Source organism: Streptomyces phaeolivaceus (assembly GCF_009184865.1).
GTDB classification, from domain to species: Bacteria; Actinomycetota; Actinomycetes; order Streptomycetales; family Streptomycetaceae; genus Streptomyces; species Streptomyces phaeolivaceus.
In genome coordinates this window covers 2,471,911-2,498,515 of sequence record NZ_CP045096.1, presented here as the reverse complement: position 1 = coordinate 2,498,515, position 26,605 = coordinate 2,471,911, and the positions used below count along the sequence as shown (strand labels likewise).

Sequence of the window (26,605 nt, the reverse complement as noted above, 5' to 3'; positions counted from 1 at the left end):
CCCCCACACCAGGAGCCCCAGTGACCCTCACCCCCGAGACCAGCACCCCCTTCCACGCCGGCCGCGAGGGCTACGCCAGCTTCCGGATCCCGGCGGTCGTCGTCACCGCCTCCGGCGATCTGCTCGCCTTCTGCGAGGGACGGGTCGGCGGGCGGGAGGACTTCGGGAACATCGACATCGTGGTGAAGCGGTCCACGGACGGCGGCCGGACCTGGGGCCCGCTCCAGGTCGCCGCCGAGAACGGCGACTCCCTCGCGGGCAACCCCGCCCCCGTCGTCCTCGACACCGGCCGGATCCTGCTGGTGCACGTCCGCAACGCCGCCCACGCCACCGAGGACGCCATCCGGCGCGGCGCCGTGAGCGCGGCCGACGGGCGCCGGGTCTGGGTGCGGCACAGCGACGACGAGGGAGCCACCTGGTCCGGCCCCCGGGAGATCACCGCCCAGACCAAGAAGCCCGAGTGGCGCTGGTACGCCACCACCCCCGGCCACGCGCTCCGGCTCTCCACCGGCCGCGTCGTCGTCCCCGCCAACCACTCCCTCCCGCCCACCGGCACCGACAACGGCACGGAGGGCAAGTACAACGGCGGACACTGTCTGCTGAGCGACGACGAGGGCACCACCTGGCGCATCGGCTACGTCGACGACAACACGGACGGCCACATCAACGCCAACGAGACCACCGCCACCGAACTCCCCGACGGCCGCGTCTACTTCAACACCCGCAACGACTCCCCGGCCCCCGGCACCCGCGCCGACGCGTACTCGCAGGACGGCGGTGAGACCCTCACCAAACCCTTCCGGCCGCAGGCGGGCCTCGTCGGCCCGGTCGTCGAGGGCAGCGTCCTCCAGCTCCGCGACCCCGATCTGCTCCTCTACTCCGGCCCCGCCGACCCCGGCTTCCGCGCCCTGATGACCGTCCGCGCCAGCACGGACCACGGCGTCACCTGGCGCCCCGCGCACACCGTCGACGGCCTGCCCGCCGCCTACTCCGACCTGGTCCGCGTCGACGAGGACACCGTCGGACTGCTGTACGAGACGGGCGACTTCAGCGCGTACGAGACGATCACCTTCCGCCGGATCCCGGTCGACGGCCTCGGCTGAACCCGGGGACGCCCGTGACCGGGCTCACGTCACCGCCACCCGCCCGGGACACGCACGTAAAGTCGGCCCATGACCTCTACTGACAGTGCACAGCAGCCCCCCGTGAACGCGCCCGCGAAGGCCCCGGCCAAGGACCCCTGGGACCTGCCGGACGTGTCGGGGCTCGTCGTCGGTGTGCTCGGCGGCACCGGTCCGCAGGGCAAGGGCCTCGCCTACCGCCTCGCCAAGGCCGGCCAGAAGGTGATCATCGGCTCGCGGGCCGCCGAGCGCGCCCAGGGCGTGGCCGAGGAACTCGGACACGGCGTCGAGGGCGCCGACAACGCCGAGACCGCCCGCCGCAGCGACATCGTGATCGTCGCCGTGCCCTGGGACGGACATGGCAAGACCCTCGAATCGCTGCGCGAGGAACTGTCCGGCAAGCTCGTCGTCGACTGCGTCAACCCGCTCGGCTTCGACAAGAAGGGCGCCTACGCGCTGAAGCCGGAGGAGGGCAGCGCCGCCGAACAGGCCGCCGCCCTCCTCCCGGACTCGCGCGTCACCGCCGCCTTCCACCACCTCTCCGCCGTCCTCCTCGAAGACCCGGAGATCGACGAGATCGACACCGATGTGATGGTCCTCGGCGAGGAGCGCGCCGACGTCGAGACCGTGCAGGCGCTGGCCGACCGCATCCCCGGCATGCGCGGCATCTTCGCCGGTCGGCTGCGCAACGCCCACCAGGTCGAGTCGCTGGTCGCCAACCTGATCTCCGTCAACCGCCGCTACAAGGCGCACGCGGGCATCCGCCTCACGGACCTGTAGCCGACGCCCGCCCGCCCTCGGGCATGGGGGACACTGGACGCCGTACCTCTCTCGTCCGACCGTCCTCCCAGGAGCCGACCCCCATGCCCCCCTTGCTCCCACCCGGCCCGGCCCGGCGACTCGCCGTCTACGCCCTCGTCGTCTGTCTCCTCGCCGTCACCGCGGCCGTGGTCTCCTTCAGCCGGGGCAGCTGGCTGGGTGTGGTGTGGGTGCTGATGGCCGGTCTGTCGTCCAACATGACCTGGTACTACGTGCGGAAGGCCAAGGAGGAGCGCCGGGAGGTCACATCCCGGTGAGGCAGATGTCGCTGTCCTCGCGCCAGAAGCGGTAGAGCCAGTAGCCGCAGTCGGACAGCTGGTCCTGGATCCCGAGGCCCCGCATGAACGCGTCGATCACGTCCCAGAACACGCCGTTCACCGCCGGGATCCACAGCACCGCGAAGACGAGCAGCAGCCCGAAGGGCGCGAGCGGCTCCACCTGACGCCGGATCTTGTACGACAGCCAGGGCTCGATGACGCCGTAGCCGTCCAGGCCGGGCACCGGCAGGAAGTTCAGGATCGCCGCCGTGACCTGGAGCATCGCCAGGAAGGCCAGCGCGAAGAGGAACGCCGCCGGGACGCCGTCCGTCACCCCCAGCCAGAACGGCGCGGTGCAGACGGCCGCGAACAGCACGTTCGTCAGCGGCCCCGCCGCCGAGATCAGACTGTGCTTCCAGCGCCCCTGGATCCGTCCCCGCTCGATGAACACCGCACCACCGGGCAGACCGATCCCGCCCATGATCACGAACACGACCGGCAGCACGATGCTGAGCAGGGCGTGTGTATAGGCGAGTGGATTGAGGCTCAAATACCCTTTCGCGCCCACGGTGATGTCGCCCCCGTGCAGAGCGGTGCGGGCATGCGCGTATTCGTGCAGACAGAGGGAGACCACCCAGGCCGAGGTGACGAAGAGAAAGACGGCGAGCCCCGGAGCCGATGCGAAGCCTGTCCACACTGCCCACCCGGTGACCGCCATGACGGCGACGATCCCTAGGAAGACCGGGCTGATCCGGTGGTCGCCGGTGCGAGAGGTGAGGGTCATGTACAGGACTCCTGAGAGGTGGCCGCCGGGATGGGCGAGGAGAATCGGCTGTGATGGTGAACATGAGGACAACGTCCCGAGAGGCGACTGCTCTCCCGAGGCGATTCTCCATTCGGCACCTGACCACCCACCGTGGGACCCCGCCTCACATCAGGAACCCGGCAAGGCGCTGTTGGAAGTCTCCGGGAATCTCCGGGACGTGACCGCCGCGTTCTCGGGGGTGGCATCTGATCGCGATGCCGGCACGGATCAGGTCCTCACCGACCTCCGCGATTCCCATGCTCAGCCACCGCTCGGCGAAGGTTGAACCGAGTGGCACGAACTGCCAACGATCCTCGTCGACGGCATGGGGCGGATTTCCGGCCTCGCTCTTGGTCCTGGTTCGCGGCACGTACTCACGGCGGACTACGGATGTGTGTCCGACCGCATCGACCAGCATGCCCAGGATCGGCGTGATGATGTCCTCGTCGGGCACGAACACATAGCCGGGGCACGCCGGGGAGCCGGCGCGCGAGAGGCAGCGGATCTTCTCGGTGATCCGGTACGTACCGTCCTTGCGTCGCTTTCTGGTGGTGTGCAGCTGAAGGTTCTTGCCGCACCCGCCGCACTTGATCACGCCGAGGAGTGGGGTCCTGGGCGTCGCGGGACGGCGGCTCGACGGTGAGGCCGAATCGGCCAGGGCGCTCTGCAGACGGTCGAAGGTCTCCTGCTCCAGTACTCCTTCGGCCACACGCACCGGATCGCCCGCCTGATCGCGCACCAGTACACGCGTCTTGTACCTTCTGCCGGGCACATCTTCGCTCCGTGTCTTCCAACCGAGCAGTGTGGGCGAGGTGAGAATCCCCTTCAGCGTGCGCGGATACCAGATGAAATCCTTCCCCGACTTGTTGCGCCGGTACGTGTCCGCAGGCGCTGGTACGCCCCGCGCCTCGAAGTCCCGGCAGACGGCGTTGACGGGTTCGCCGCCGATGACGCGCCGAGCGGCCTCCCGCACGACAGTCGCCGTTTCGGGGTTGATCTCCAGGTAACGGGCCCCGTCCCTCGCGTACGTCCTGTAGCCGAACGGTGGCGAACTTCCGCCCCACCGTGCGGAGATGAGCAGGTGCGCACGCGCAGAGGCGACTCGCTCGGCCGCGGCCCGTGCTTCCATCTGGGCGAAGGTGGCGATCATGGTGGCTGTCGCCCTGCCGGTCGGACTCGTGAGGTCGAACGGTTCGGTGGCGGATACGAGGCCCTTTCCGCCATGGGTCTCCGCCCACTCGATCATCTTGTGAAGGTCACCGACGCGGCGAACGAACCGATCGAGTCGCCAGAAGACGACGACGTCGAATTCGGGGGCGCGTTCGTCGAGCCAGCGGGACAGCTCCGGCCGTTGCCATGGGGGAACGGCGGTGGCCGAGACGGAGAGATCTCTGGCGATGCCCACGACCTCCCAGCCGCGCGACTCGCAATAGGACCTGCACTCTTCGATCTGTCGCTCAGGGCTGGTGGTCGACTCGGTTCGGACCGTCGGCCGGACGGTGATGAGTGCTCTGTGAGATCTCCCCATGACGGCCAAGATAGCGTGTTTGTATCTAAGTTGTTTAGAGTTTTCAAAGTTAGTCCTCTGGTCCCTGGGATGCGCCAAAAGTGAGTTCGCCAGTTCTTCGGGGCGAGTGAGAATGACCCCGTGCGCTACCGCATCCTCGGCACCACCCAGGCACTGCAGACCGACGGCACCCCCGTCCCCGTCGGGGGCGCCCGGCTGCGCGCCCTGCTGACCGTGCTCGCGCTGCGGCAGGGGCGTACGGTGCCCGCGTCCGCGCTCGTCGACGAGGTGTGGGCCGACGCTCCACCGGCCGACGCGCCGGCCGCGCTGCAGGCACTGGTCGGCCGGCTGCGCAGAGCGCTCGGCCCGGACGCGGTCGAGTCGCTCAACGGCGGCTACCGGCTCGCGGCGGCCCCGGACGACATCGACCTGCACCGCTTCGAGCGCCTCGCGGACGAGGGGGCCCGCGCGCTCGCCGACGGCGACCCGGCCAAGGCCGCCGACCTCCTCGACGACGCGCTCACCCTCTGGCAGGGTCCGCCGCTGGCCGACCTCCCGGACCGCGCCGCCGAGGCCGCCCGCTGGGAGACCCGCCGCCTCGACGCGCAGCGCACCCGCCTCACCGCCGCCCTCGCCCTCGGCCGGCCCGACGCCGCGCTCCCCGACCTCACCGCCCTCTGCGGCACCCACCCCCTCGACGAACCCCTCCAGGCCCTCCGCCTCCGAGCCCTCCACGACACCGGCCGCACGGCGGAGGCCCTGGCCGCGTACGAGCAGGTACGCCGCCTCTTGTCGACCCGCCTGGGCACGAGCCCGGGGCCGACGCTCAGCGGACTGCACGCGGAACTTCTCCGATCAGGCGAACCCGCGCCCCGTCAGGGGCGCGGGGAACCCCGCGAGAACCCCCACGATCCCGCACCCGACAACGCACCCCCTCGGGGCGGGAAACCGGACCGCCACCCCCACCCCACCCGCCCTCCGGGCAACCTCCGAGCCCGCCTCACCTCGTTCGTGGGCCGCGACACCGACATCGACACCATCCGCCACGACCTCACCACCACCCGCCTGGTCACCCTCCTCGGCCCAGGCGGCGCGGGCAAGACCCGCCTCTCCCAGGAGTCCGCCGAGAAGATCGCCGAAGCCATGCCGGACGGCGTCTGGCTCGCCGAACTCGCCCCCGTGGACGACCCCGAGAACGTCCCGGAAGCCGTCCTCACCGCCCTCGGCGCCCGCGAGACCGTCCTGCGCGGCGCCGGCGCAGAGGAGATGCGCGTCGCCGCCGACCGCCAGGCCGACCCGCTGACCCGTCTCGCCGAACACTGCGCCGGACGCCGCATGCTGCTGATCCTCGACAACTGCGAACACGTCGTGGAAGCCGCCGCCCACCTCGTCGACCACCTCCTCCGGCACTGCCCGACACTCACCGTCCTGGCCACCAGCCGCGAACCCCTCGGCGTACCGGGCGAGTTGCTGCGCCCGGTCGAGCCGCTGACGGAACCCCACGCCCTGCGCCTGCTCGCCGACCGGGGAGCCGCCGCCCGGCCCGGCTTCACCGTGGACGCCGACCCGGAGGCCGCCGCCGAGATCTGCCGCCGCCTCGACGGCCTCCCCCTCGCCATCGAGCTGGCGGCGGCCCGGCTGAGGATGTTGACACCCCGTCAGATCGCCGACCGTCTCGACGACCGCTTCCGGCTGCTCACCTCCGGCAGCCGTACCGTCCTGCCCCGGCAGCAGACCCTGCGCGCGGTCGTCGACTGGTCCTGGGAACTGCTCGACGAGGACGAACGGTACGTACTGCGGCGCCTTTCGGTGTTCGCGGGCGGCTGCGACCTGGCCGCAGCCGAGGCCGTCTGCGGCCCCGCCGCGCTGGAGGCGCTCGGCTCGCTCGTCGACAAGTCCCTTGTCGTGGCGGCCCCTTCGGGTCCGGGCGGGGACGGCGGGATGCGCTACCGGCTCCTGGAGACCGTCGTCGAGTACGCCGGCGAACGGCTCGACGGGACGGGCACCCGCCCCGCCGCCGCCCGCGCCCACCTCACGTACTACCGCGAACTCGTCCGCGCCACCGACCCGTTGCTGCGCGGCTCCGGCCAGCGCGCCGCGGTCGAGCTGCTGGAGCTGGAGTACGAGAACATCCGTACCGCCCTGCGCTACGCCGTCGTCGAGCGGGACGAGCAGGAGGCGCTCTGTCTGACGCTGTCGCTGTGCTGGTACTGGCAGATGCGTGATCTGAAGACCGAGGCCCGGCACTGGTCCGCCCAGGTCAAGGACCTCGGCCCGGACCCCTTCACCGCCCCCGCCCGCCCCGTCCCGGACCTGCGCGGACGCACCGTCGACAGCCCGCCGCCGATGAGCCCGGAGGTCCTCGACGAGGCCCGGCGCGGGGTGCACCTCGTCCATCTGGCCTGTATGGACATGGAGTTGCCCGCCTGGGAGACGCCCGAGAGCCAGGAGAAGCTGCGGGTCATCAGCGCGACCTACGAGCCCGGCCAGCCGCAGACCTGCCGCTTCCCCGGCTTCATGTGGTTCTACGCCGTCCTGCTGACCGGCGACATGGTCCGGCTGCGCGCGGTCCTGGACGCCAACATCCGCACCTGCCGCGACCTCGGCTTCACCTGGGAGCTGGCGCAGACCCTGCAGATGCGGGCCAACATCCTCGCCAACCGCACCGACTGGGCGGGCGACGCCATCACGGACGCCGACGAGTCGCTGGAGCTCTTCGACCGGCTCGGGGACGCCTGGGGCGCCGCCGAGGCGCTGTCGGCGCGCGGCGAGTCCCTGGAACGCCGGGGCGAGTTCGCACTCGCCGCCGCGGACTTCGAGCGGGCCATCGAGTACGCCGAACGGCTCGGCGCCAACGCCCAGTTGGGCGTGCTCGGGGTCCGGCTCGGCAGTGTGTACATCGAGGACGGCGACGCGGAACGCGGCGAGAAGATGCTGTTCGACGTGTTGGAGGCCGGGCGCGGTGCCGCCCGCGAGGCGGTGCCCGCCGCCCGGCTCTTCCTCGCGGTCCGGCTCGGCCGCAGCGGGCGCACGGCCGAGGCCCGGGAGCAGATCACCCTGCTGCGGGAGGACTTCCACGCCGCCGACTTCGTGCTCTTCGCCGGGTTCGTCCTCGGTGTCGAGGGCTGGCTGGAGATGACGGACGGCCGCCACGAGGAGGCGCTGCGGCTGCTGCGCCAGGCGCTGGACCGCAGCCTGGACAGGCTGTCCCGGATGGTCGCGCCCCATATGCCCGCCATCCACCTGGTGACCGCCGCCCTCTCCCTCGCGGGCGCCGACGACGGCTCCCGCGCCCCCGACGCGGCCCGCCTCCTGGGCGCCGCCGACGCGCTGCTGCCGCCCGGCCACTTCTCCACGCCGATGGAGGTCGAGACCCGCGCCAGGGCCGATGCCGTGGTCCGGGCGCTGCTGGACGACACCGCGTACGAGCAGGCGTACGCCGAGGGCGGCACCCTCACCCCGGAGGAGGCCGCCGCCCTCGTCTGAACGCCGTACGACCGCTGACGCCGTGCGACCGCTGAACGCCGTGCGACCGCTGACGCCGTGCGACCGCTGAACGCCGTGCGACCGCTGACGCCGTGCGACCGCTGACGCCGTGCGACCGCTGACGCCGTACGACCGCGCCGGTCAGTTCTTCGTCTTGAACTTGTGGATCGCGATCGGCGCCATCACCGCCGTCAGTCCGACCGACCAGCAGAGCGTGACGATCAGATCGTGGGCGATCGGCCCGCCGGTCATCAGCCCGCGCGCGGCGTCCGCGAGGGCCGACAGCGGGTTGTAGTCGGTGAAGGCCTGCAGCCAGCCCGGCATGGACTGGGTCGGCGCGAAGATCGACGACCCGAACTGCAGCGGGAACAGCACCAGGAAGCCCATGGCCTGCACGGACTGCGCGTTCTTCATCGTCACGCCCAGCACCAGGAAGATCCACATCAGGGACGAGCCGAACACGATCGCGAGGCCCACCGCGCCGAACAGCCCCGGCCAGCTGGTGATGTCGAAGCCGATGAGGACGCCGACGGTCAGCAGGATCGTCGTGGCGACCAGCATGCGCAGCAGCTCGACGGAGATCTTCGCGAGCAGCACCGAGGACCGGCCGATGGGCAGGGACCGGAAGCGGTCCATGACGCCCTTCTGGAAGTCCTCGTTGAAGCCCGTGCCGACGCCCATGGCGATGTTCATGCCCATCATCGCCATCAGCCCCGGCACCACGTACTGCACGTACTGCTCCTGGCCGCCGCCCAGCGCCTGCCCGATGGAGCCGCCGAAGACGTACACGAAGAGCAGGGTGAACACGATCGGCATCAGCACCGCGTCGAACATCGACTCGGGGTCCTGCCGGATCCACAGCAGATTGCGCCGGACCAGCGCACCGGTGTGCCGGGCATGGGCCCGCGGCCCGATCCGGCCGTCGGCCTCGCCCGTGCCACCGGTCGGGGGAAGGGTGGTGGTGGCGCTCATACGGCGACCTCCTCGTAGGCGGCGGACGGGGTGACGTCCTGCGGCGCACTGGCCCGATGGCCGGTGAGCGACAGGAACACCTCGTCCAGGCTGGGCAGTTCGGTGCTGATCGAGGCGATCGTGACCCCGCGCGCGGTGATCGCGCCGACGACGGCGGTCAGTTGCTCGTCGCTGAGGACCGGCACGTGGAGGGTGCCGGTCTCGGCGTCCACCGTGGTGGTGGCCAGCCCGGTGATACCGAGCCCGTCCAACTCCTTGGCCAGTGGCCGCAGTTGCACCGGATCGGCCGGCCGGACCCGGAGCGTGCGTCCGCCGACCTGGGCTTTCAGCTCCTCGATCCGGCCGCCCGCGATCACCTTCCCCTTGTCGATCACGGTCAGCTCGGAGGCCAGCTGCTCGGCCTCCTCCATGTACTGGGTGGTCAGCAGCACGGTCACCCCGTCGCCGACCATCCGCTTGACCTCGGCCCACACCTCGTTGCGGGTGTGCGGGTCCAGGCCGGTCGTCGGCTCGTCCAGATACAGCACGGCCGGGCTCCCGATCATGGACGCGGCCAGGTCGAGCCGCCGCCGCATACCGCCGGAGTACGTGCCCGCCGCGCGCTTCGCGGCGTCGGTCAGCGAGAACCGCTCCAGCAGACCGGTGGCCCGGCTCCGCGCCTCCTTCCGGGGCAGGTCCAGCAGCCGGCCGATCATGTACAGGTTCTCGAAGCCGGACAGCTTCTCGTCCACGGACGCGTACTGCCCGGTCAGCCCGATCACCCGGCGCAGCTGCCGCGGCTGCCGTACGACGTCGTACCCGGCCACGGTGGCGTGCCCCGAGTCCGGTGTGATCAGCGTGGCCAGGCACCGCACGAGCGTGGTCTTGCCCGCGCCGTTCGGCCCGAGCACCCCCATCACGGTGCCCTCACGCACATCCAGGTCGACACCGTCCAGCGCCCTGGTCTCCCCGTAGTGCTTGACCAGCCCCCGCACGGTGACAGCGCCCTTCGCGCCGCTGGCGTTCTTGTCGATTCGTGTCATGCGAACGACCATGTCAGCCCCCACCGACAAACCACCGACAGCCCGCCTACACGGCCGACGGGGTGCCGATACGCGTGAGAACTCGGGGGGCGGCGTTCATCGGCGGGTGCGGGTCCGGTGGGGCTTCTCGCGCGGTTCCCCGCGCCCCTGAAAAGCAGGGGCCGTTGTTCTTAGGGGCGCGGGGAACCGCGCGAGAAGCCCCCACGCACCCGCACCCGCCGACGAAACCCGCCCCCACCCCCTCCCGCGCCACCCCAAAAACAAAGCCGCGGCCCGCCGACGGGGGAAGATCGGCGGGCCGCAGTCGTACCGCAGTGGCTCTGAGCGCGAGGGGCCCTAGTGGACGGAGTGCTTAGTGGACGGAGTGCTCCTCCAGCGGGAACGTTCCGCCGACGACGTCCTCGGCGAACGCCTTCGCCGCGTCGCCCATGACCGCGCGCAGGTCGGCGTACTGCTTGACGAACTTCGGCACGCGCCCGCCCGTCAGGCCGAGCATGTCGGTCCAGACGAGGACCTGCGCGTCGGTCTCGGCGCCCGCGCCGATGCCGACGGTGGGGATGTGGAGCGTTCGGGTGACCTCGGCCGCCAGCTCCGCCGGGACCAGCTCCAGGACGACCGCGAAGGCGCCCGCGTCCTGGACGGCCTTGGCGTCGCGCAGCAGCTGCTGCGCGGCCTCCTCGCCCCGGCCCTGCACGCGGTAGCCCATCGCGTTGACGGACTGCGGGGTGAGGCCGATGTGCGCCATCACCGGGATACCGGACTCGACCAGCAGCTCGATCTGGCGGTGCGAGCGCTCACCGCCCTCCAGCTTGACCGCCCCGACCCCGGCCTCCTTGACCAGCCGGGTCGCCGAGCGCAGCGCCTGCACCGGGCCCTCCTGGTAGGAGCCGAAGGGCAGGTCGCCGACGATCAGGGCGCGGCTGGTGCCCCGTACGACGGCCGCCGAGAGCATGGTCATCTCGTCGAGGGTGACGGGCACGGTCGACTCGTACCCGAGGTGGCAGTTGCCCGCGGAGTCGCCGACGAGCATGACCGGGATACCGGCCTCGTCGAACACGGACGCGGTCATCGCGTCGTAGGCGGTGAGCATGGGCCACTTCTCGCCGCGTTCCTTGGCGAGGGCGATGTCCCGGACGGTGATTCGGCGAGTGCCCTTGCCCCCGTACAGCGCCTTGCTGCCGTCGGAGGACTTGGCCTGGGCGTTCGCCCGGACGGCCGAAAGCTGCGTCATCGCTACAGCTCCTTCATGTCATCTCGAGGCACCCTGACGGTGTCCCCGGACCGCTTCCATGGTGGCACCTCGGGCAGGGGAGGGCCAGGGCGGGTGCGTGTGACGGTTCAGGCACCCGGCATATAAGAGCCGGGTAAAAGCGGGTAAAAGATTGCCGAAGATTTTCGATACGAGACGGGTCCGTATCGAAATAGGTCTAGGCTCGACGCCATGACTACCGCAGTGCCTGACGACTCCCGCTCCCGCATACCGGCGGCCGTGCACCGGCGCCGCTGGGTGATCCTCGGTGTGCTGATGCTCAGCCTGCTGATCGTGGTGCTCGACAACTCGATCCTCAATGTCGCCATCAAGACGATCTCCACCCCTGAGCCCACCGGTCTCGGCGCCACCCAGAGCGAGCTGGAGTGGGCGATCAACGCCTACACCCTGGTCTTCGCGGGCCTGCTGTTCTCCGCCGGCCTGCTCGGCGACCGCCTCGGCCGCAAGAAGGTGCTGCTCGGCGGACTCGTCGTCTTCGGCGTGGGCTCCGCGCTGGCCGCGATGTCGGGCTCCCCGGCCGAGCTGATCGTCTTCCGCGCGGTGATGGGCCTCGGCGCCGCCTTCGTCATGCCCGCCACCCTCGCCGTCCTGATGAACGTCTTCGAACGCGACGAGCAGCCGAAGGCCATCGGCATCTGGGCGGGCGGCGTCGGCCTCGCCATCGCCATCGGCCCGATCACCGGCGGCGTCCTGCTGGACCACTTCTGGTGGGGCTCGGTCTTCCTGATCAACGTCCCGATCGTCGTCCTCGCGCTCGGCCTGATGATCTGGCTGGTCCCGGACTCCCGCGACCCCGCCCCGGGCCGTGTCGACCCCGTCGGCGTCCTGCTCTCCGTCGTCGGCCTCGTGCTCCTCGTCTACGGCATCATCCGCGGCGGCCAGCTCGCCGACTTCACCGACGCCACCGTCCTCGCGACCATCCTGGCCGGACTCGCGGTCCTCGCCGCCTTCGTCGTCTTCGAGAAGCGCAGCGACCACCCGTCCATCGACATGTCGTTCTTCAAGAACAAGGTCTTCTCGACCGCCATCGGCGTCATCGGCGTGGTCTTCTTCGCGCTAATGGGCGTGACCTTCTTCTCCGTCTTCTACACCCAGACCGTCCGCGGCTACTCCCCGCTCCAGACCGGCCTGCTGATGCTGCCGCTGGCCGTCGCCCAGCTCGTCTTCGCGCCCCGCGCCCGCCTCGTCGTGGACCGCTTCGGCAACAGCGCGGTGTGCACGGCCGGTATGACGCTGATCGCCGGGATGCTGGCCGCGTTCGCCGTGCTGGACGCGGACACCCCGATCTGGATCCTCGAAGTCATCTTCTTCTTCATGGGCGTGGGCATGGCACACGTCATGACCCCGCTGAGCGTCGTCATCATGCAGGCGCTGCCCCGTGAGAAGGCCGGCTCCGCGTCCGCGCTCAGCAACACCTTCCGCCAGGTCGGCGGCGCCCTCGGCATCGCCGTCCTCGGCTCGGTGCTCTCCACCGCCTACCGGAGCGGCATCGAGGACAAGCTGCCCCCCGGCGCCCCGCACGCCGCCGCCGAGTCCATCGAGGCCACCCTCGGCCTCGCCGCCCGCCTCGGCGACCGGGGCGAGGCCCTCGTCGGCCCCGCCCACGACGCCTTCCTGCACGCCATGCACGTGACCGCCCTGTGCGGGGCGGGCATCGCACTGCTCGGCGCGGTGGCGATGGCGGTGTTCCTGCCGGGACGGACGAAGGACGGCCAAAAGGGCAAGGGGGAGCCGGAGTTGGTGGCCGCCGACCACTGACCGAGAATGGGACCGGTCCGACGGCCGGAGAACCGGGCCGGTCCGAGGACGCGGAGAGAAGACACGAAGACACACAGAGACGGAGTCGACCTTGAGCCTCGCCGAGAGCCACGCCGGAGACGGGCGGGTCCGGGACGGCAGCCCCGGACGCGGGCGGCCCCGCAGCGAGGCCGTGGAACGGTCCATCATCGAGGGCGTGATGAGACTCCTCGAAGAGGGCGTCCCGCTCTCGGAGTTGTCGATCGAACGCGTGGCCCGCACGGCCGGGGTCGGCAAGGCGACCATCTACCGCCGCTGGAGCGGCAAGGAGGCCCTCTTCGTCGACGTCCTGCGCGCCGCCGAACCCCCGGACCCCGTCCTGCCCGGCACCTCCATGCGCGACGACCTCGTCGTCCTGATGGAGGCGGCCCGCAGGCGCGGACTCCTCAACCGCCCCTCGGCGATCCTCCACAACGTCATCGCGCAGATGAAGAGCAGCCCCAAGATCTGGGACGCCTACCACGCGGACGTCGTCGCCCCCCGCCGCCGCGTCCTCGCCGAAGTCCTGCGCCGCGGCCGGGACAACGGCGAACTCCGCGCCGACGTCGACATCGACCTCGCCGGCGATCTCGTCTTCGGCCCCATGCTCGTCCGCACGGTCATGCGCCCGGACGCCTCCCTCCCCGAGAACCTCGCCGAGAACATCGTCGACACGGTCCTCGAAGGACTCCGTCCGTCTGCGAAGTGAGTCACATGGAATCCTCCCTTCCCTTGTATTTCGGGAGGGGATTCCTGGCTCAGGCCGCCTCCTGGAGCAGCGCTCCAGGAGGTCTTCCGCCACCGAACCCCAACGGGCGAGCCCAGGCACGCGCGTTCGCGTCATCGCTACGGTTTCGGTGGCGGTACGGGCACCGCACGCCCTCCGCAAGAGACAATTGATGTGCGCGTTTCGTCACAACGTCTGGCTCCGTCCGCCGGTTCGGAACTCCGAACAGCGGGTTGTTCGTCCTCGTGGCCATGGGCCCGCGATGTGGCGGCGGGAACCGCGGCGATCATCCCCTAGGGTCGTTAGTCGCGGGGAAGAAGTGCACGGCAGGCAGTGAGGCGACGGTATGGCGCAGGCGTACATGACGGAGACGGGCGGCGGCGGCACGGGCCAGGACCGCGAACGAACCCGGCTCCGGCGCCTGGTGGGCCGTCTCTTCGGCGGCTGGAGAGGGGACCGGCGGATCTGGCGGCGCGGCATCGTCCTCGCCGTCCTCGCGGTCCTCGTCGCCCTGGTGATGGTGCTGCACGCGCAGGTCCCCAACGCGGTGGGAAACCTGGGCAGTCTGACCGAGACGTTCCTGCCCTGGCTGGGCGTCGCGATCCCGCTGCTGCTGATCCTCGCGCTGGTCCGCAGGTCGGCGACCGCGCTGATCGCGCTGCTGGTGCCCACGGTCGTCTGGCTGAACACCTTCGGCGGACTCGTCACCAGCAAGACCGGCGCCGGCGGCGACTTCACCGTCGTCACCCACAACGTCAACGCGGACAACGCCGATCCGTCCGGCACGGCCCGCGAGGTGGCCTCCTCCGGCGCGGACGTGATCGCCCTGGAGGAGCTGACCGAGACCGCGGTGCCGGTGTACGAGAAGGCGCTGGCGGCGACGTACCCGTACCACGAGGTCGTCGGCACCGTCGGTATGTGGAGCAAGTACCGGATGAGCGACACCGAGCCCGTCGACATCAAGCTCGGCTGGGAGCGCGCGATGCGTACGACGGTGGCGACTCCGGACGGCCGGGTCGCCGTGTACGTCGCCCATCTGCCCTCGGTGCGGGTGAAGCTGGAGGCCGGGTTCACCGCCCGGCAGCGCGACAAGAGCGCCAACGCCCTCGGCGAGGCCATCGCCGACGAACCGATCCAGCAGGTCGCCCTCCTCGGTGACCTCAACGGCACGATGAACGACCGCGCCCTGAACGCCGTCACCGCCCAGATGCGCTCCACCCAGGGCGCCGCGGGCAGCGGCTTCGGCTTCAGCTGGCCCGCCGCGTTCCCGATGGCCCGTATCGACCAGATCATGGTCCGGGGCATGGAGCCGACGGCCTCGTGGACCCTCCCGGAGACCGGCAGCGACCATCTGCCGGTGGCGGCCCGGGTGACGATCGACACGTCGGGGAGCTGACGGCGCTGGCAGGACGGGGGAGAGGGCCGGGGGAACAGGTCCCGGGCCGGGTTTGTTCCGTCCATGAACATATGGAACGTACGATGGAACGGACCTCGATTCCTTCCTTTCCCTCCCCCTGCCCTCCCGCACCCTTTGAAAGGTCTCCCCGCCATGCCCTTGGCCCTGCTCGCACTCGCCGTAGGCGCCTTCGGAATCGGTACGACCGAGTTCGTCATCATGGGTCTGCTGCCCGAGGTCGCGGCCGACCTCGGTATCTCGATCCCCGCCGCCGGCCACCTCGTCTCCGCGTACGCGCTGGGTGTCGTCATCGGCGCCCCGCTGCTCGCCGCCGCCACGGCCCGTCTGCCCCGCCGCAAGGTCCTGATCGGACTGATGGTGCTCTTCGTCGCCGGCAACGCGCTGTCCGCGCTCGCCCCCGACGAGCACTGGCTGCTCGCCGCACGCTTCCTCAGCGGTCTGCCGCACGGCGCCTTCTTCGGTGTCGGCGCGGTCGTCGCGACCGGCCTCGTGGCGCCGGAGCGCAAGGCCCGCTCGGTCTCGCTGATGTTCCTGGGCCTGACGATCGCGAACGTCGCCGGTGTCCCGGCCGCGACCCTCGTGGGCCAGCACTTCGGCTGGCGGATCACCTTCCTCGGCGTGAGCGCGATCGGCCTCGCCGCCATCGCCTCCCTCGCCCTCCTCCTGCCGGCCGACCGGACGGAGACACACTCCTCCGCCGGTCTGCGCGGTGAACTGGGCGCCCTGCGCTCGCTCCCCGTCTGGCTCGCCCTCGGCACCACGGTCGCCGGCTTCGGCGCGCTCTTCTCCGCCTACAGCTACATCACGCCGATGCTCACGGACTCCGCCGGGTACGCCGAGACCAGCGTGACCCTGCTGCTCGCCCTGTTCGGCGTCGGCGCCACCATCGGCAACCTGGCCGGTGGCCGCCTCGCCGACCACTCCCTGCGGGGCACCCTCTTCGGCGGCCTCGCGTCCCTGATCCTGGTTCTGGCGCTCTTCCCGGTGCTCATGGCCGCCCAGTGGAGCGCGGCCCTGGCGGTCCTCCTCCTGGGCGTCGCCGCCTTCGCCACGGGTTCGCCGCTCCAGCTGATGGTCATGGAGAAGGCCGCCACCGCCCCCTCGCTCGCCTCCTCCGCCAACCAGGCCGCCTTCAACCTCGCCAACGCCGGCGGCGCCTGGACCGGCGGCCTGGCCCTCTCCGCCGGCTTCGGCGCGACGGCCCCCGCGACCGTCGGCGCGGGCCTCGCGGTGATCGGCCTGACGGTCGCGGCCATCGCCCACACGGTCGACACCCGCCGCACGCCCACCCCCATCCCGCACCGCGGCCGTGTGGTGGCCTCACACGTACCGGGGGAGTCGGAGACGGTACGGGTCTGAGCCCCGCCCCAAAGGGGCGCGGGGAACTGCGCGAGCAACCACAGCCCACCCGCACCCGCCAACGAACCGACCCCCCCCGAGCCATCAGGCGCCGAAGGGGGGTCGAAGGGGCACAGCCCCTTGAGGATGGGACGGGTAGGGGCGGCGGGGGCGAAATCCCCCCGGCGCCTACGCCCGCTCCCGCCACCGATTGGTGATAGGCAGCCGCCGGTCCTTCCCGAACCCCTTCGGCGAGATCTTCGTCCCCGGCGGATACTGCCGCCGCTTGTACTCGGCCGTGTCGACCATCCGCAGCGTCTTGACGACCAGCTCACGGTCGAACCCGGCGGCCACGATCGCGTCCGCCCCCTGGTCCCGGTCGACGTACAGCTCCAGGATCGCGTCCAGCACCGGATAGTCCGGCAGGGAGTCCGTGTCCACCTGCCCGGGCCGCAGCTCCGCGCTCGGCGGCTTGGAGATGGAGTTCTCGGGGATCGGCGGGGTCTGGCCCCGCTCGGCCGCCGCCCGGTTGCGCCACTCGGCGAGCCGGAAGATCGACGTCTTGTACACGTCCTTGATGGGGCCGTACGCCCCCACCGAGTCGCCGTACAGCGTCGAATACCCCACCGCCAGCTCCGACTTGTTGCCGGGGGCCAGCACGATGTGGCCCTCCTGGTTGGAGATCGCCATCAGCAGCGTGCCGCGCAGCCGCGACTGGAGGTTCTCCTCCGCCAGGCCCGTCAGCTCGGTCGACGCCATGTACGCGTCGAACATCGGGGCGATCGGGATGGTCCGGAAGTTGAGGCCCGTGCGGCGCGCCAGCTCCGCCGCGTCGCCCTTGGAGTGGTCCGAGGAGTACTTCGACGGCATGGACACGCCGTACACGTTCCGCGCGCCCAGCGCGTCGCAGGCGATCGCCGCGACGAGGGCGGAGTCGATACCGCCGGAGAGGCCGATCAGCACGGACGAGAAGCCGTTCTTCGCGGCGTACGCCCGAAGGCCCACCACCAGCGCCGAGTACACCTCCTCGTCGTCGTCGAGGCGCTCCGCGTACCCGCCGGTCAGCTCCGGCTCGTACGCGGGCAGCGGCTCCTCGGAGATGACGAGGCGGTCGACGCGCAGCCCGTCGTCGACGACACCCGTCACGGGTTCGGCGGCGCCCGCCGGGAGGTCCAGGTCCAGGACCACGCAGCCCTCCGCGAACTGCGGCGCCCGCGCGACCACTTCGCCGTTCCGGTCGACGACGATCGAGTCGCCGTCGAAGACCAGCTCGTCCTGGCCGCCGATCATCGCCAGATACGCGGTCGTGCAGCCCGCCTCCTGGGCGCGCTTGCGGACCAGCTCAAGGCGCGTGTCGTCCTTGTCCCGCTCGTACGGCGAGGCGTTGATCGAGAGCAGCAGCCCGGCCCCGGCGGAACGGGCGGCCGGGACCCGGCCGCCGTCCTGCCAGAGGTCCTCGCAGATGGCGAGGGCGATGTCGACGCCGTGCAGCCGCACCACCGGCATGGTGTCGCCGGGCACGAAGTAGCGGAACTCGTCGAACACGCCGTAGTTGGGGAGGTGGTGCTTGGCGTAGGTGAGCGCCACCTCGCCCCGGTGCAGCACCGCCCCCGCGTTGCGCGGGGCGCCCGCCGGCTGGCCGAACCTCGGCGAGGCCGACTCGGAGCGGTCGAGGTAGCCGAGGACCACCGGCAGCTCCCCGAGGCCCTCCTCGGCGAGCCGCGCGGCCAGCGCCTTCAGCGCGGCGCGCGATGCCTCCACGAAGGACCCGCGCAGCGCCAGGTCCTCGACGGGGTACCCGGTCAGCACCATCTCCGGGAACGCCACCAGGTGCGCTCCCTGCTCGGCGGAGTGCCGGGTCCAGCGGACCACCGCCTCGGCGTTACCGGCGATGTCGCCGACCGTCGAGTCGATCTGATTCAAAGCGAGACGAAGTTGAGGCACGGGCCCAGTGTAATCGTCAGAGCGACGCAATGGGGTGTGGGGCGCCCCACGTTTGGCACGCCCCACACGCTCCGCACGCCCCGCACCCCCTCGCGTGATCCCTACCGGCGGTACGACTCCACGTAACCCTTCGCGGGCGACCCCACCCCGGTCACGTCGTCGTACCCGCGCACGGCGTGCAGCGAGCTGTCGGCGCCGAGCGTGCGTACGGAGGTGGCGAGCCCGTCGGCGCTGTCGTAGCCGTTGACGAAGTCCACGCGGGCCACCGCGAGCCCGGCACCGCCGCCCGCCGGGGCGTCGGTGACGTCGTGGAACACCTTCGGCCCGTACGAGCCTTGCGCCGAGGCCGCGTACCGGGCGTAGATCGCCGGGTTGGCGAACCCCAGCGGACGTCCGCCGTGCGCCTCCTGGGCCAGTGCCTGCACACCGGCGACGACCGGCGCGGCGAGCGAGGTGCCGCCGATCCGGTACTCGCCGTAACCCTGCCCGCCCTCGGGGAGCGTCTGGGTCTGCCCGATCAGGAACCCGGTGTTCGGGTCGGCGATCGCCGAGATGTCCGGGACCGTGCGCATCGGCCCGCCCCCGTTCGCCGTGGCGAGCGCCTTCGGCACGAGCCCCCGCTGGTAGAAGGGCTGCGGCACGGTCCGGCTGGTTCCGCCGCCCGCGCCGGAGGTGAAGGCGCCCGGGAAGTCCGTCCAGCTCGTGCCGTCGTCCGACAGCGTGGCCTTCAACGTGCCCCAGCCGGTCTCCCACCGGTACGTGTCGCCCTTGCCGACCGCCAGCGACGTACCGCCGACCGCCGTCACCCACGCCGAGTTCGCCGGGGTGTCCACCTGCTTGGTGCCGGTGTTCGCGACCTCGTCGCCGTCGTCACCGGAGGAGAAGTAGAAACCGATGCCCTCGACCGCGCCCAGCTGGAACACCTGGTCGTAGGCGGCGGCGAGGTCCGGGGTCTGGTTGGCCTCGATGTCGCCCCAGGAGTTGGAGACGATGTCGGCGAGACGCCGGTCGACGATCTTCCCGAGCGCGTCGAGCAGATCGTCGTCGTGGCAGGACGCGCCCGCGACGTAGGTGATGTCCGCGGCCGGCGCGACCGCGTGCACGGCCTCGACGTCGAGCGTCTCCTCGCCGTACCAGCTGGCCGCCGAGCACTCCTCGGTCGCCGTGTACTGCTTCGGCAGCACCTGCCGCAACTGCCCGCTCCGGTAGGCCGTGTCGCCGTGCCTGCGCGCGTACGTGGCCGCGTCGGAGGCGATCGTCGGCGAGGCGTACGCGTCCGTGATCGCGACCCGCACCCCCTTGCCCGTACGGCTTCCCGCCCCGTACGCCGCCCGCAGCTGCTTGCCCGTGTACCCCTTGACCGCGTACGGGATCTTCGTGCCGTACGCGTCGGGCAGCGTGCTCGCGGTCGTCGAGCCGTAGTACGAGGAGAAGGGCCCGGCGTTGCGGAACACCGTGTCCGGCGGCGGGAGTTGGTCGTCATGGGTGGCCCGGTGGGGCGCGGTGTCCAGGCCTGTCACGGTCAGGACCGCCCCGTTCAGGGCGGCGGGCGCGGAGGCCGTCTTCGCCGGGGCGCGGTAAGTGTGACCGCTCTTGCGGTAGTTGTGCAGCTGGGTGCCGAACGCCCGCTCGGCGTCGGCGACTTCACCGGTCACCGCTATGTACCGCTGGTTCGTGCCGGTGACGGTCAGCCCGGCGCCCTTCAGCCACTTCCTCACGGCCGTGACCTGCGCCGAGGTCGCCCCGAAGCGTGCCTGTGTCCGCGCCGGGCTCAGGAACTTCCCGTACGACTTCGACGACGGATCGGACACGGCCTCGGCGTACGCCGCGAGCCCCGTCGCGTCCCGGCCCGCGAGATAGACGCGCGCGGAGACCTTGGAACTGTCGGCCGTGGCCCCCGCGTCGGCCTTCGCCGTGGCCCACGCGGGTCTGGTGCCCCGGAGTGTGTCCCGGCCCGGGTCGGTCGAGACGGTCGAGACGGTCGAGACGGTCGAGGCGTGTGCGGCGGGGATGCCGAGCACGAGCACACCGGCGGCGAGCAGCGCGGCACGCCCGGACCTCTTGGTTCGCATGGATGTACCCCCTGGAATGCGGTTGCCGCAACTCTCGCGATGAACCGTTCATGCCAGGGAATGGGGGCGGGCACGGGTGGACCAAGAACCCCTCAAGCGCGCGTATGGAAGCGTATGGAAGCCCCAAGGAGCCGTGCGCGCAAAGGAATCACCGGGTCACCGCGGCGCGGCACCCCGCTCCTTGAGCATCCCCGTCATCAGGGAGATCTCCGACTCCTGGGCGTTGACCATGCCCTGCGCGAGCTTCTTCTCCACGCCGACCGCGCACTTGGAGACACAGCCCTCGGCCATGTGGATGCCGCCCTTGTGGTGGTCGGTCATCAACTGCAGGAAGAAGATCTCGGCCTGCTTGCCGTTGAGCTTGCCGAGCTTCTCCATCTCGGCATTGGTGGCCATGCCCGGCATCAGCGAGCCGTCCTCGCCGGAGGCCATCTCGCCCATGCCCATCCAGGACATCGGCTCGGCCGACGACACCTTCGGCAGCCCCCACAGGTCCAGCCAGCCGATCATCATGCCGCGCTGGTTGGCCTGCGTCTGCGCGATGTCGTACGCGAGCCGCCGGACCTCCTCGTCGTCCGTCCGGTCGCGCACGATGTACGACATCTCGACGGCCTGCTGGTGATGGACCGCCATGTCCCGGGCGAACCCCGCGTCGGCGGAGTCGGCGGCGGGGGCCGTCAGCCCGGACTCGTCGCCGTCGGCGACCGCGTACGTGATCGCCCCGGCCGCGACGAGTACCGCCGCGGCGCCGGAGGCGATCCAACCGATGTGCTTCATGCTTCCCACTGTGCCAGTGCCGCCGTCGTCAGGAGACGCCGTTGGTGCACGCGGCACCCGGCTCGGGCGTCTGCTCGCCCTGGACGTAGGTCTCCAGGAACTTGTCGACGTTCGCGTCGCTCGCGCTCGTCACCGTGCGCTGGTGGCCCCAGGCGCTGAGCATGATCGGGTCCTTCTGGTCGTCGACCGGGCTCATCAGCGTGTACGGGGTCTTCTTGACCTTCTCCGCGAGCGCCTTGACGTCGGCCTCGGAGGCCTTGCCGTTGTACGTCACCCAGACCGCGCCGTGCTCCAGGGAGTGCACGGCGTTCTCGTTCTTGATCGCCTTGTCGTAGACGTCACCGTTGCAGTTCTGCCAGACCGGGTTGTGGTCGCCGCCCACCGGCGGCTCCATCGGGTAGTCCACGGTCTTGGTGACATGGTTCTGGGTGAGCTTGGTGCTCCAGGTCTTGACGCCGTCCGACCCGGTCTCCCACTTCCCCTTCGCCTTGGAGTCGCTCGCCGTGCTGCTGCTGTCGCTGTCGTCGGACTGCGAGCGGACCAGGACCGTCCCGCCCACGACGAGGCCGGCGACTATCAGCACGCTGGCGCCGATCGTGAGGATCCGGTTCCGGCGCTCACGGGAGCGCTCGGCGCGACGCATCGTCTCGATGCGTGCCTTGCGCTCCGCGCTGCTGTTGGTCTTGGCGGCCATGGGGTGTGTCCTTAGTGGGGGATGGTTCGGATGGGACGGTCGGATCGACTGATCGTAATTTGATCCGCTCCCTCTCGTAAACGAGGGATCCCGCCTCCCGTGCCGCACCCGGCGGCCCCCAGGTCCGTCCAGGGAGCGACATGGCGTTACGCATGACGGCGCGAGCAGGCAAGATGGGCGGCAGAGCGGTTCAGCGGCGCAGCGAGAGGTACTCACGCGGAGCGGGAGGTACACCTGCCGTACGCCGGGCGTTCGACTGGACGTCGGTTTGCCGATCAAGGTGCGCAACGCGCGTGAAATGGTGTTGTGGTGGGATGCTCAGGTGCCCGACCGCCTCCCGTCGCTCGGGAGCAAGGCGGCCTGACCAGCAAGGAATGGGTGGAAGCGGAAGATGGACAAGCAGCAGGAGTTCGTGCTCCGTACCTTGGAGGAGCGCGACATCCGTTTCGTACGCCTGTGGTTCACGGACGTGCTGGGCTTCCTGAAGTCCGTCGCCGTGGCCCCCGCCGAGCTGGAACAGGCGTTTGACGAAGGCATCGGCTTCGACGGCTCGGCCATCGAGGGCTTCGCCCGGGTGTACGAATCCGACATGATCGCCAAGCCGGACCCGTCGACCTTCCAGGTCCTGCCCTGGCGCGCGGAGGCCCCCGGCACCGCCCGGATGTTCTGCGACATCCTCATGCCGGACGGCTCCCCGTCCTTCGCCGACCCGCGCTACGTCCTCAAGCGCGCCCTGGCCAAGGCCTCCGATCTGGGCTTCACCTTCTACACCCACCCCGAGATCGAGTTCTTCCTGCTCAAGGACAAGCCGACGGACGGCTCCCGTCCGACCCCGGCCGACAACTCGGGCTACTTCGACCACACCCCCCAGAACGTCGGCATGGACTTCCGCCGCCAGGCGATCACCATGCTGGAGTCCATGGGCATCTCGGTCGAGTTCTCCCACCACGAGGGCGCCCCCGGCCAGCAGGAGATCGACCTCCGCTACGCCGACGCGCTCTCCACCGCCGACAACATCATGACGTTCCGGCTGGTCATGAAGCAGGTGGCGCTGGAGCAGGGCGTGCAGGCGACCTTCATGCCGAAGCCGTTCTCCGAGCACCCCGGCAGCGGCATGCACACGCACCTCTCCCTCTTCGAGGGCGACCGCAACGCGTTCTACGAGTCCGGCGCGGAGTACCAGCTCTCCAAGGTCGGCCGCTCCTTCATCGCGGGCCTGCTGAAGCACGCGGCCGAGATCGCCGCCGTGACCAACCAGTGGGTCAACTCCTACAAGCGCATCTGGGGCGGCTCCGAGCGCACGGCGGGCGCCGGCGGCGAGGCCCCCTCGTACATCTGCTGGGGCCACAACAACCGCTCCGCCCTGGTCCGCGTTCCCATGTACAAGCCCGGCAAGACCGGCTCGGCCCGCGTCGAGGTCCGCTCCCTGGACTCCGGCGCGAACCCGTACCTGGCGTACGCCATGCTCCTGGCCGCCGGCCTCAAGGGCATCGAGGAGGGCTACGAGCTGCCGCCGGGCGCCGAGGACGACGTCTGGGCCCTCTCCGACGCGGAGCGCCGCGCGATGGGCATCGAGCCGCTCCCGCAGAACCTGGGCGAGGCCCTCTCCCTGATGGAACGCAGCGACCTGGTCGCCGAGACCCTCGGCGAACACGTCTTCGACTTCTTCCTGCGCAACAAGCGCCAGGAGTGGGAGGAGTACCGCAGCGAGGTGACCGCCTTCGAGCTGCGGAAGAACCTGCCGGTGCTGTAGGCATCGGCGGCGGACACGCATGACGAAGGGGAGTCCCGGTTACGGGACTCCCCTTCCGCGTGCCGGTGGGGGACCGGCATGATGATCTCCATGAACGCATCCCGACGAAAGGCCCATGCCGCGTAAGCGGCCCGGCGCGCTGCGCGCCGCGCGACGACGGCTCGACGGAGACCGCCCCCTGAGCCGGGACACCCCGCCGGAGAGCCGTATCCACGGACTCTCGGCCCGTACCAGCGCCGCCGTACACCGCTACGAGGCGCTCTCGACCGACTACGACGTCTTCCCCGGCGTGACCGCCTACGCCCTGCGGCGCTACCGAGCCTTCGCGGGCGGATCCGGGACGCGCCCGCGCTACCCGTTCCTCGACGACTGCGGGTGCCGCGGCTGCGCCCTCAGGGACATCAGACACGTCCGCGACATGCTCGACACGGTCCTGTGCCACCTGCCCCCACGGCCCCGCGCCGAACTCGGCCGCCTGGTCGCCTCCCTCGACATCCGCTACCTGGAACGCACCCTGCCGGACCCGTTCGTCCACGTCCGCCGGTGGTGGCGCCCGTACGCCTGGTGGTACCGCCGCCTCGAAGGCTGCCGGTACGCCGCGACGGGCGTCGTCTGACGGATGCCGGCGCCCGCCGTCGCCCTCCGGCGTGCGGCGGGCGGTTCATCGCGGAGCGCGGAGGCCGTCCAGCGCCCGGGGCAGCGGGTAGAGGCGCTCGGCGGGGAAGAGCCGCTGGGCCTTCGTCACCTGGCCGGACCGCAGGAGCTCGGCGGCCTTGCGGACCTGGGGGGTGAGGTCCTTGAGTCCGACGGTCCACTCGTCGGTGAAGGTCCGGATCAGGTCGCGGCCGATGCCGACCTGGATGCTGTAGTGGTTCAGAGCGGCCCCGCGGGGGGAGCGCTCCGGGTCCCACTGGACATGGACGGCGGCCCCGGCCACGGCCGCCGGGTCCGCCGTCGTCAGCACGGCCTGGGACAGCGCCTCCTCCCAGCCCTCGCGGGTGATCCGCACCGCGAGCACCCGCTCCTGGCCGGACTTGCGGGCCCAGTTGCTGCGGTGCATCAGCCACAGGAACGACGGCTTGATCCACGTCATCCGCCGGAACGACAACGGCTCGACGAAACGCCCGGCCCGCAGCGCCGCGTCGGCGATCGCGGGCGCGTACGCCTGGTAGACCACGATCGTGCGGGCGTCGAAGTCGGCGCGGATCTCGTACTGGGGAGCCATGCGCGGCACCCTGCCAGCCGCCGCGCGGGGGCCGCGAGCGAATTCCCGCGGGGTGGCGTGATGCGGGCCCCGGGGGCTACTGCCGCTCCGCCAGGTCCGCCAGTACCCGGTGCAACGGCTCCGTGACCCGGCGCCGGTACTCCTGGATCGCCCAGCCGTTGCCGTCCGGGTCCTTGAAGTACATGAAGGTGGCGCCGTCGTCGGGGGCGTACTGGACGGGGTCGGAGACATCGAGGCCGCGTTCGCGGAGTTCGGCGTGGGCGGCCTTGATGTCGGCGACGCAGAGCTGGAGGCCCTGGTACCCGCCGGGGGAGGGCTTGGCGCCCTGGGCCATGTCCCAGATGGCGTCGCCGAGGGCGATCGAACAGCCGGAGCCCGGCGGGGTCAGCTGGACGATCCGCATGCCCGGCATGACCTCCTGGTCGATGTCGACATGGAACCCGACCTTGTCCCGGTAGAAGTCCCGGGCCCGGTCGATGTCGCTCACGGGCAGCGGAATCACTTCGAGGGTGTACTGCATCGCTGGTCCTCCAAGTCGCCGTTGACGGGAGTGGTCGCGTCGGCCGTCAGCCGAACCGCCATCGTGTCTGGCTGAACGGCTCTCCCTTACCGAAGCCGAAAACCGTGCCGGGCGCCACCGAGAAGACGAGAGCCGATCCCGCGCCGTGCTGAAAACACCCGTCCCGTACGTCGAAGTGCCAGAAACTGCCGTACTTCGACTCCCACGCGGCGGCCAGCTCCCGTAGCCGCCCGTCGTCCGCGACGCGTACGGCCTCGCCCTCCACCACCAGGTCGTAGCCCTCGTCCCAGGTGTTCGTGCCGGTCGTCAGCACGACGCACGGGTTCACCGCGAGGTTCCTCGCCTTCCGCTCCTCCGGCCCCGTACAGAAGTGCAGCGCCCCTTCCGACCACACCGCGGGCAACGGCGTCACATGGGGCCGCCCGTCCGGCCGGACCGTCGAGATCCAGAACAACTCGGCGGCGGACAGCCGCGCCTCGGCCTCCGGCCAGGGGATCGCGGCGGCGGAGGGGTCGCTGTAGCGGGGGTCGAGACGGGTCTGCGGGGTGCTGGTGTTCGACATGGGTGTCACTTCCTGTCGCCGGGGGTCCGGTGTCGTCACACGGGGACCTGACGTCCTCACACAGGGCAGACTCCGCCGGGCCCGGAAACTCATCCCGCCGGGGCGAGGAGGCGGGCCAGCACCGTCACACCGGCCGGCAGCGCGACCAGATAGCCGACGAGGAGCGCGATGCCCGGGTCGGCCGACGCGGGAAGGGCCCAGTGCGTCGCCGCGGCCCCGAGCAGGCTCACCACGACCAGCGTCACCAGGGCCGCGAGGACGGCGAACCGGCGCGGCGGGCGCCCCGCGCGGTACAGCTCGGCCGCCGGCCCGACCGCGGCCATGCCCGCCGTGAGCGCGGCGAGGTGCGGGTCGGGCAGCCACCCGAGGAGCCACCCCACCAGCGCGACGACCCCGTACAACGCGAGACCGGCCAGTTCCAGCAGGACCGTGGAGGCCACCGCCTCCGACGACACCGCCCCCGCCCACGAACGGCGCCGTGCCGAGCCGTCCCCGCCACCCTCGCCGCCCGCGCAACCCTCTTCTTCGGCCACCTCGGCAG

23 protein-coding genes are annotated in these 26,605 nt (G+C 71.0%); 10 read left to right on the top strand and 13 right to left on the bottom strand.

Annotated features, from left to right (window positions below; genetic code table 11):
- Positions 1–20 precede the first annotated feature (20 nt).
- From F9278_RS11665 to F9278_RS11655, 3 genes are all read left to right on the top strand, one after another.
- The gene (locus F9278_RS11665; RefSeq protein ID WP_152168266.1) at positions 21–1,103 is read left to right on the top strand and encodes a sialidase family protein; all 1,083 of its coding nucleotides are present in this window, start codon (positions 21–23) and stop codon (positions 1,101–1,103) included.
- A 69-nt stretch (positions 1,104–1,172) separates the two neighbouring features.
- Complete coding sequence (npdG, locus tag F9278_RS11660) at positions 1,173–1,901, top strand: NADPH-dependent F420 reductase (RefSeq protein ID WP_152168265.1); 729 nt, start codon at positions 1,173–1,175, stop codon at positions 1,899–1,901.
- An 83-nt stretch (positions 1,902–1,984) separates the two neighbouring features.
- The gene (locus F9278_RS11655; RefSeq protein ID WP_152168264.1) at positions 1,985–2,197 is read left to right on the top strand and encodes a hypothetical protein; all 213 of its coding nucleotides are present in this window, start codon (positions 1,985–1,987) and stop codon (positions 2,195–2,197) included.
- Here F9278_RS11655 and F9278_RS11650 read toward each other — a convergent pair.
- Positions 2,184–2,981 carry a site-2 protease family protein gene (locus F9278_RS11650; protein ID WP_152168263.1) on the bottom strand — a complete coding sequence of 266 codons (798 nt, stop codon included), beginning with the start codon at positions 2,979–2,981 and terminating at the stop codon, positions 2,184–2,186. The genes F9278_RS11655 and F9278_RS11650 overlap by 14 nt on opposite strands.
- A 145-nt stretch (positions 2,982–3,126) precedes the next feature.
- A complete protein-coding gene (locus F9278_RS11645; RefSeq protein ID WP_226966700.1) occupies positions 3,127–4,608 on the bottom strand; it encodes a recombinase family protein in 1,482 nt (493 codons plus the stop codon).
- Between the two features lie 42 nt (positions 4,609–4,650).
- Here F9278_RS11645 and F9278_RS11640 point away from each other — a divergent pair, with 42 nt between their 5' ends.
- On the top strand, positions 4,651–7,995 hold the full coding sequence (locus F9278_RS11640) for an AfsR/SARP family transcriptional regulator (RefSeq protein ID WP_152168262.1): 3,345 nt from the start codon (positions 4,651–4,653) through the stop codon (positions 7,993–7,995).
- 141 nt (positions 7,996–8,136) lie between these two features.
- Here the strand turns inward: F9278_RS11640 and F9278_RS11635 are convergent, their stop codons facing one another.
- From F9278_RS11635 to panB, 3 genes are all read right to left on the bottom strand, one after another.
- Complete coding sequence (locus F9278_RS11635) at positions 8,137–8,967, bottom strand: ABC transporter permease (RefSeq protein WP_152168261.1); 831 nt, start codon at positions 8,965–8,967, stop codon at positions 8,137–8,139.
- Entirely contained in the window at positions 8,964–9,989 is a 1,026-nt protein-coding gene (locus F9278_RS11630; protein WP_193241445.1) for an ATP-binding cassette domain-containing protein, read from the bottom strand. The genes F9278_RS11635 and F9278_RS11630 overlap by 4 nt, the downstream gene beginning before the upstream one ends.
- Before the next feature lie 352 nt (positions 9,990–10,341).
- Positions 10,342–11,220, bottom strand: coding sequence for a 3-methyl-2-oxobutanoate hydroxymethyltransferase (gene panB / locus F9278_RS11625; RefSeq protein ID WP_152168259.1), 879 nt, complete (start codon positions 11,218–11,220; stop codon positions 10,342–10,344).
- Between the two features lie 210 nt (positions 11,221–11,430).
- Between panB and F9278_RS11620 the strand changes: the two genes are divergently transcribed.
- From F9278_RS11620 to F9278_RS11605, 4 genes are all read left to right on the top strand, one after another.
- The gene (locus F9278_RS11620; RefSeq protein WP_152168258.1) at positions 11,431–13,017 is read left to right on the top strand and encodes an MFS transporter; all 1,587 of its coding nucleotides are present in this window, start codon (positions 11,431–11,433) and stop codon (positions 13,015–13,017) included.
- Positions 13,018–13,108: 91 nt separating this feature from the next.
- Positions 13,109–13,744: a TetR/AcrR family transcriptional regulator gene (locus F9278_RS11615; protein ID WP_152168257.1), complete on the top strand. Its 636-nt coding sequence runs from the start codon at positions 13,109–13,111 to the stop codon at positions 13,742–13,744.
- 364 nt (positions 13,745–14,108) lie between these two features.
- Complete coding sequence (locus F9278_RS11610; protein ID WP_152168256.1) at positions 14,109–15,158, top strand: endonuclease/exonuclease/phosphatase family protein; 1,050 nt, start codon at positions 14,109–14,111, stop codon at positions 15,156–15,158.
- A gap of 153 nt (positions 15,159–15,311) precedes the next feature.
- Positions 15,312–16,538, top strand: coding sequence for an MFS transporter (locus F9278_RS11605; protein WP_152168255.1), 1,227 nt, complete (start codon positions 15,312–15,314; stop codon positions 16,536–16,538).
- A 168-nt stretch (positions 16,539–16,706) separates the two neighbouring features.
- Here F9278_RS11605 and F9278_RS11600 read toward each other — a convergent pair whose 3' ends face one another.
- The 4 genes from F9278_RS11600 to F9278_RS11585 all read right to left on the bottom strand — a co-directional run bounded on the left by F9278_RS11600 (position 16,707) and on the right by F9278_RS11585 (position 22,004).
- Positions 16,707–18,461 carry an NAD+ synthase gene (locus tag F9278_RS11600; RefSeq protein WP_152168254.1) on the bottom strand — a complete coding sequence of 585 codons (1,755 nt, stop codon included), beginning with the start codon at positions 18,459–18,461 and terminating at the stop codon, positions 16,707–16,709.
- A gap of 101 nt (positions 18,462–18,562) precedes the next feature.
- Positions 18,563–20,533, bottom strand: coding sequence for a S53 family peptidase (locus F9278_RS11595; protein ID WP_152168253.1), 1,971 nt, complete (start codon positions 20,531–20,533; stop codon positions 18,563–18,565).
- A gap of 156 nt (positions 20,534–20,689) precedes the next feature.
- A complete protein-coding gene (locus F9278_RS11590) occupies positions 20,690–21,310 on the bottom strand; it encodes a DUF305 domain-containing protein (protein WP_152168252.1) in 621 nt (206 codons plus the stop codon).
- A gap of 28 nt (positions 21,311–21,338) precedes the next feature.
- Positions 21,339–22,004 (bottom strand): DUF3105 domain-containing protein, encoded by a 666-nt coding sequence (locus F9278_RS11585; protein WP_152168251.1) that lies wholly within the window; start codon positions 22,002–22,004, stop codon positions 21,339–21,341.
- Between the two features lie 391 nt (positions 22,005–22,395).
- Here F9278_RS11585 and F9278_RS11580 point away from each other — a divergent pair, with 391 nt between their 5' ends.
- Both F9278_RS11580 and F9278_RS11575 read left to right on the top strand, forming a co-directional pair.
- The gene (locus F9278_RS11580) at positions 22,396–23,757 is read left to right on the top strand and encodes a glutamine synthetase family protein (protein WP_152168250.1); all 1,362 of its coding nucleotides are present in this window, start codon (positions 22,396–22,398) and stop codon (positions 23,755–23,757) included.
- Positions 23,758–23,872: 115 nt separating this feature from the next.
- Positions 23,873–24,373 (top strand): hypothetical protein, encoded by a 501-nt coding sequence (locus F9278_RS11575; RefSeq protein WP_152168249.1) that lies wholly within the window; start codon positions 23,873–23,875, stop codon positions 24,371–24,373.
- Between the two features lie 45 nt (positions 24,374–24,418).
- Here F9278_RS11575 and F9278_RS11570 read toward each other — a convergent pair whose 3' ends face one another.
- The 4 genes from F9278_RS11570 to F9278_RS11555 all read right to left on the bottom strand — a co-directional run bounded on the left by F9278_RS11570 (position 24,419) and on the right by F9278_RS11555 (position 26,597).
- Positions 24,419–24,982, bottom strand: coding sequence for a DUF4291 domain-containing protein (locus F9278_RS11570; protein WP_152168248.1), 564 nt, complete (start codon positions 24,980–24,982; stop codon positions 24,419–24,421).
- Positions 24,983–25,058: 76 nt separating this feature from the next.
- On the bottom strand, positions 25,059–25,502 hold the full coding sequence (locus tag F9278_RS11565; protein WP_152168247.1) for a VOC family protein: 444 nt from the start codon (positions 25,500–25,502) through the stop codon (positions 25,059–25,061).
- Positions 25,503–25,548: 46 nt separating this feature from the next.
- Complete coding sequence (locus F9278_RS11560; RefSeq protein WP_152168246.1) at positions 25,549–26,064, bottom strand: pyridoxamine 5'-phosphate oxidase family protein; 516 nt, start codon at positions 26,062–26,064, stop codon at positions 25,549–25,551.
- An 89-nt stretch (positions 26,065–26,153) separates the two neighbouring features.
- Positions 26,154–26,597, bottom strand: a complete 444-nt coding sequence (locus tag F9278_RS11555) for a hypothetical protein (RefSeq protein WP_226966699.1) — start codon at positions 26,595–26,597, stop codon at positions 26,154–26,156.
- Positions 26,598–26,605 lie beyond the last annotated feature (8 nt).

What these genes read in the sequence shown, in the direction of transcription:
- panB (WP_152168259.1), bottom strand. Translation starts at nt 11,220, where the DNA reads ATGACGCAGCTTTCGGCCGTCCGGGCGAACGCCCAGGCCAAGTCCTCC.
- npdG (WP_152168265.1), top strand. Translation starts at nt 1,173, where the DNA reads ATGACCTCTACTGACAGTGCACAGCAGCCCCCCGTGAACGCGCCCGCG.
- F9278_RS11560 (WP_152168246.1), bottom strand. Translation starts at nt 26,064, where the DNA reads ATGTCGAACACCAGCACCCCGCAGACCCGTCTCGACCCCCGCTACAGC.
- F9278_RS11610 (WP_152168256.1), top strand. Translation starts at nt 14,109, where the DNA reads ATGGCGCAGGCGTACATGACGGAGACGGGCGGCGGCGGCACGGGCCAG.
- F9278_RS11580 (WP_152168250.1), top strand. Translation starts at nt 22,396, where the DNA reads ATGGACAAGCAGCAGGAGTTCGTGCTCCGTACCTTGGAGGAGCGCGAC.
- F9278_RS11655 (WP_152168264.1), top strand. Translation starts at nt 1,985, where the DNA reads ATGCCCCCCTTGCTCCCACCCGGCCCGGCCCGGCGACTCGCCGTCTAC.
- F9278_RS11650 (WP_152168263.1), bottom strand. Translation starts at nt 2,981, where the DNA reads ATGACCCTCACCTCTCGCACCGGCGACCACCGGATCAGCCCGGTCTTC.
- F9278_RS11575 (WP_152168249.1), top strand. Translation starts at nt 23,873, where the DNA reads ATGCCGCGTAAGCGGCCCGGCGCGCTGCGCGCCGCGCGACGACGGCTC.
- F9278_RS11595 (WP_152168253.1), bottom strand. Translation starts at nt 20,533, where the DNA reads ATGCGAACCAAGAGGTCCGGGCGTGCCGCGCTGCTCGCCGCCGGTGTG.
- F9278_RS11590 (WP_152168252.1), bottom strand. Translation starts at nt 21,310, where the DNA reads ATGAAGCACATCGGTTGGATCGCCTCCGGCGCCGCGGCGGTACTCGTC.
- F9278_RS11620 (WP_152168258.1), top strand. Translation starts at nt 11,431, where the DNA reads ATGACTACCGCAGTGCCTGACGACTCCCGCTCCCGCATACCGGCGGCC.
- F9278_RS11585 (WP_152168251.1), bottom strand. Translation starts at nt 22,004, where the DNA reads ATGGCCGCCAAGACCAACAGCAGCGCGGAGCGCAAGGCACGCATCGAG.
- F9278_RS11630 (WP_193241445.1), bottom strand. Translation starts at nt 9,989, where the DNA reads ATGACACGAATCGACAAGAACGCCAGCGGCGCGAAGGGCGCTGTCACC.
- F9278_RS11570 (WP_152168248.1), bottom strand. Translation starts at nt 24,982, where the DNA reads ATGGCTCCCCAGTACGAGATCCGCGCCGACTTCGACGCCCGCACGATC.
- F9278_RS11565 (WP_152168247.1), bottom strand. Translation starts at nt 25,502, where the DNA reads ATGCAGTACACCCTCGAAGTGATTCCGCTGCCCGTGAGCGACATCGAC.
- F9278_RS11635 (WP_152168261.1), bottom strand. Translation starts at nt 8,967, where the DNA reads ATGAGCGCCACCACCACCCTTCCCCCGACCGGTGGCACGGGCGAGGCC.
- F9278_RS11605 (WP_152168255.1), top strand. Translation starts at nt 15,312, where the DNA reads ATGCCCTTGGCCCTGCTCGCACTCGCCGTAGGCGCCTTCGGAATCGGT.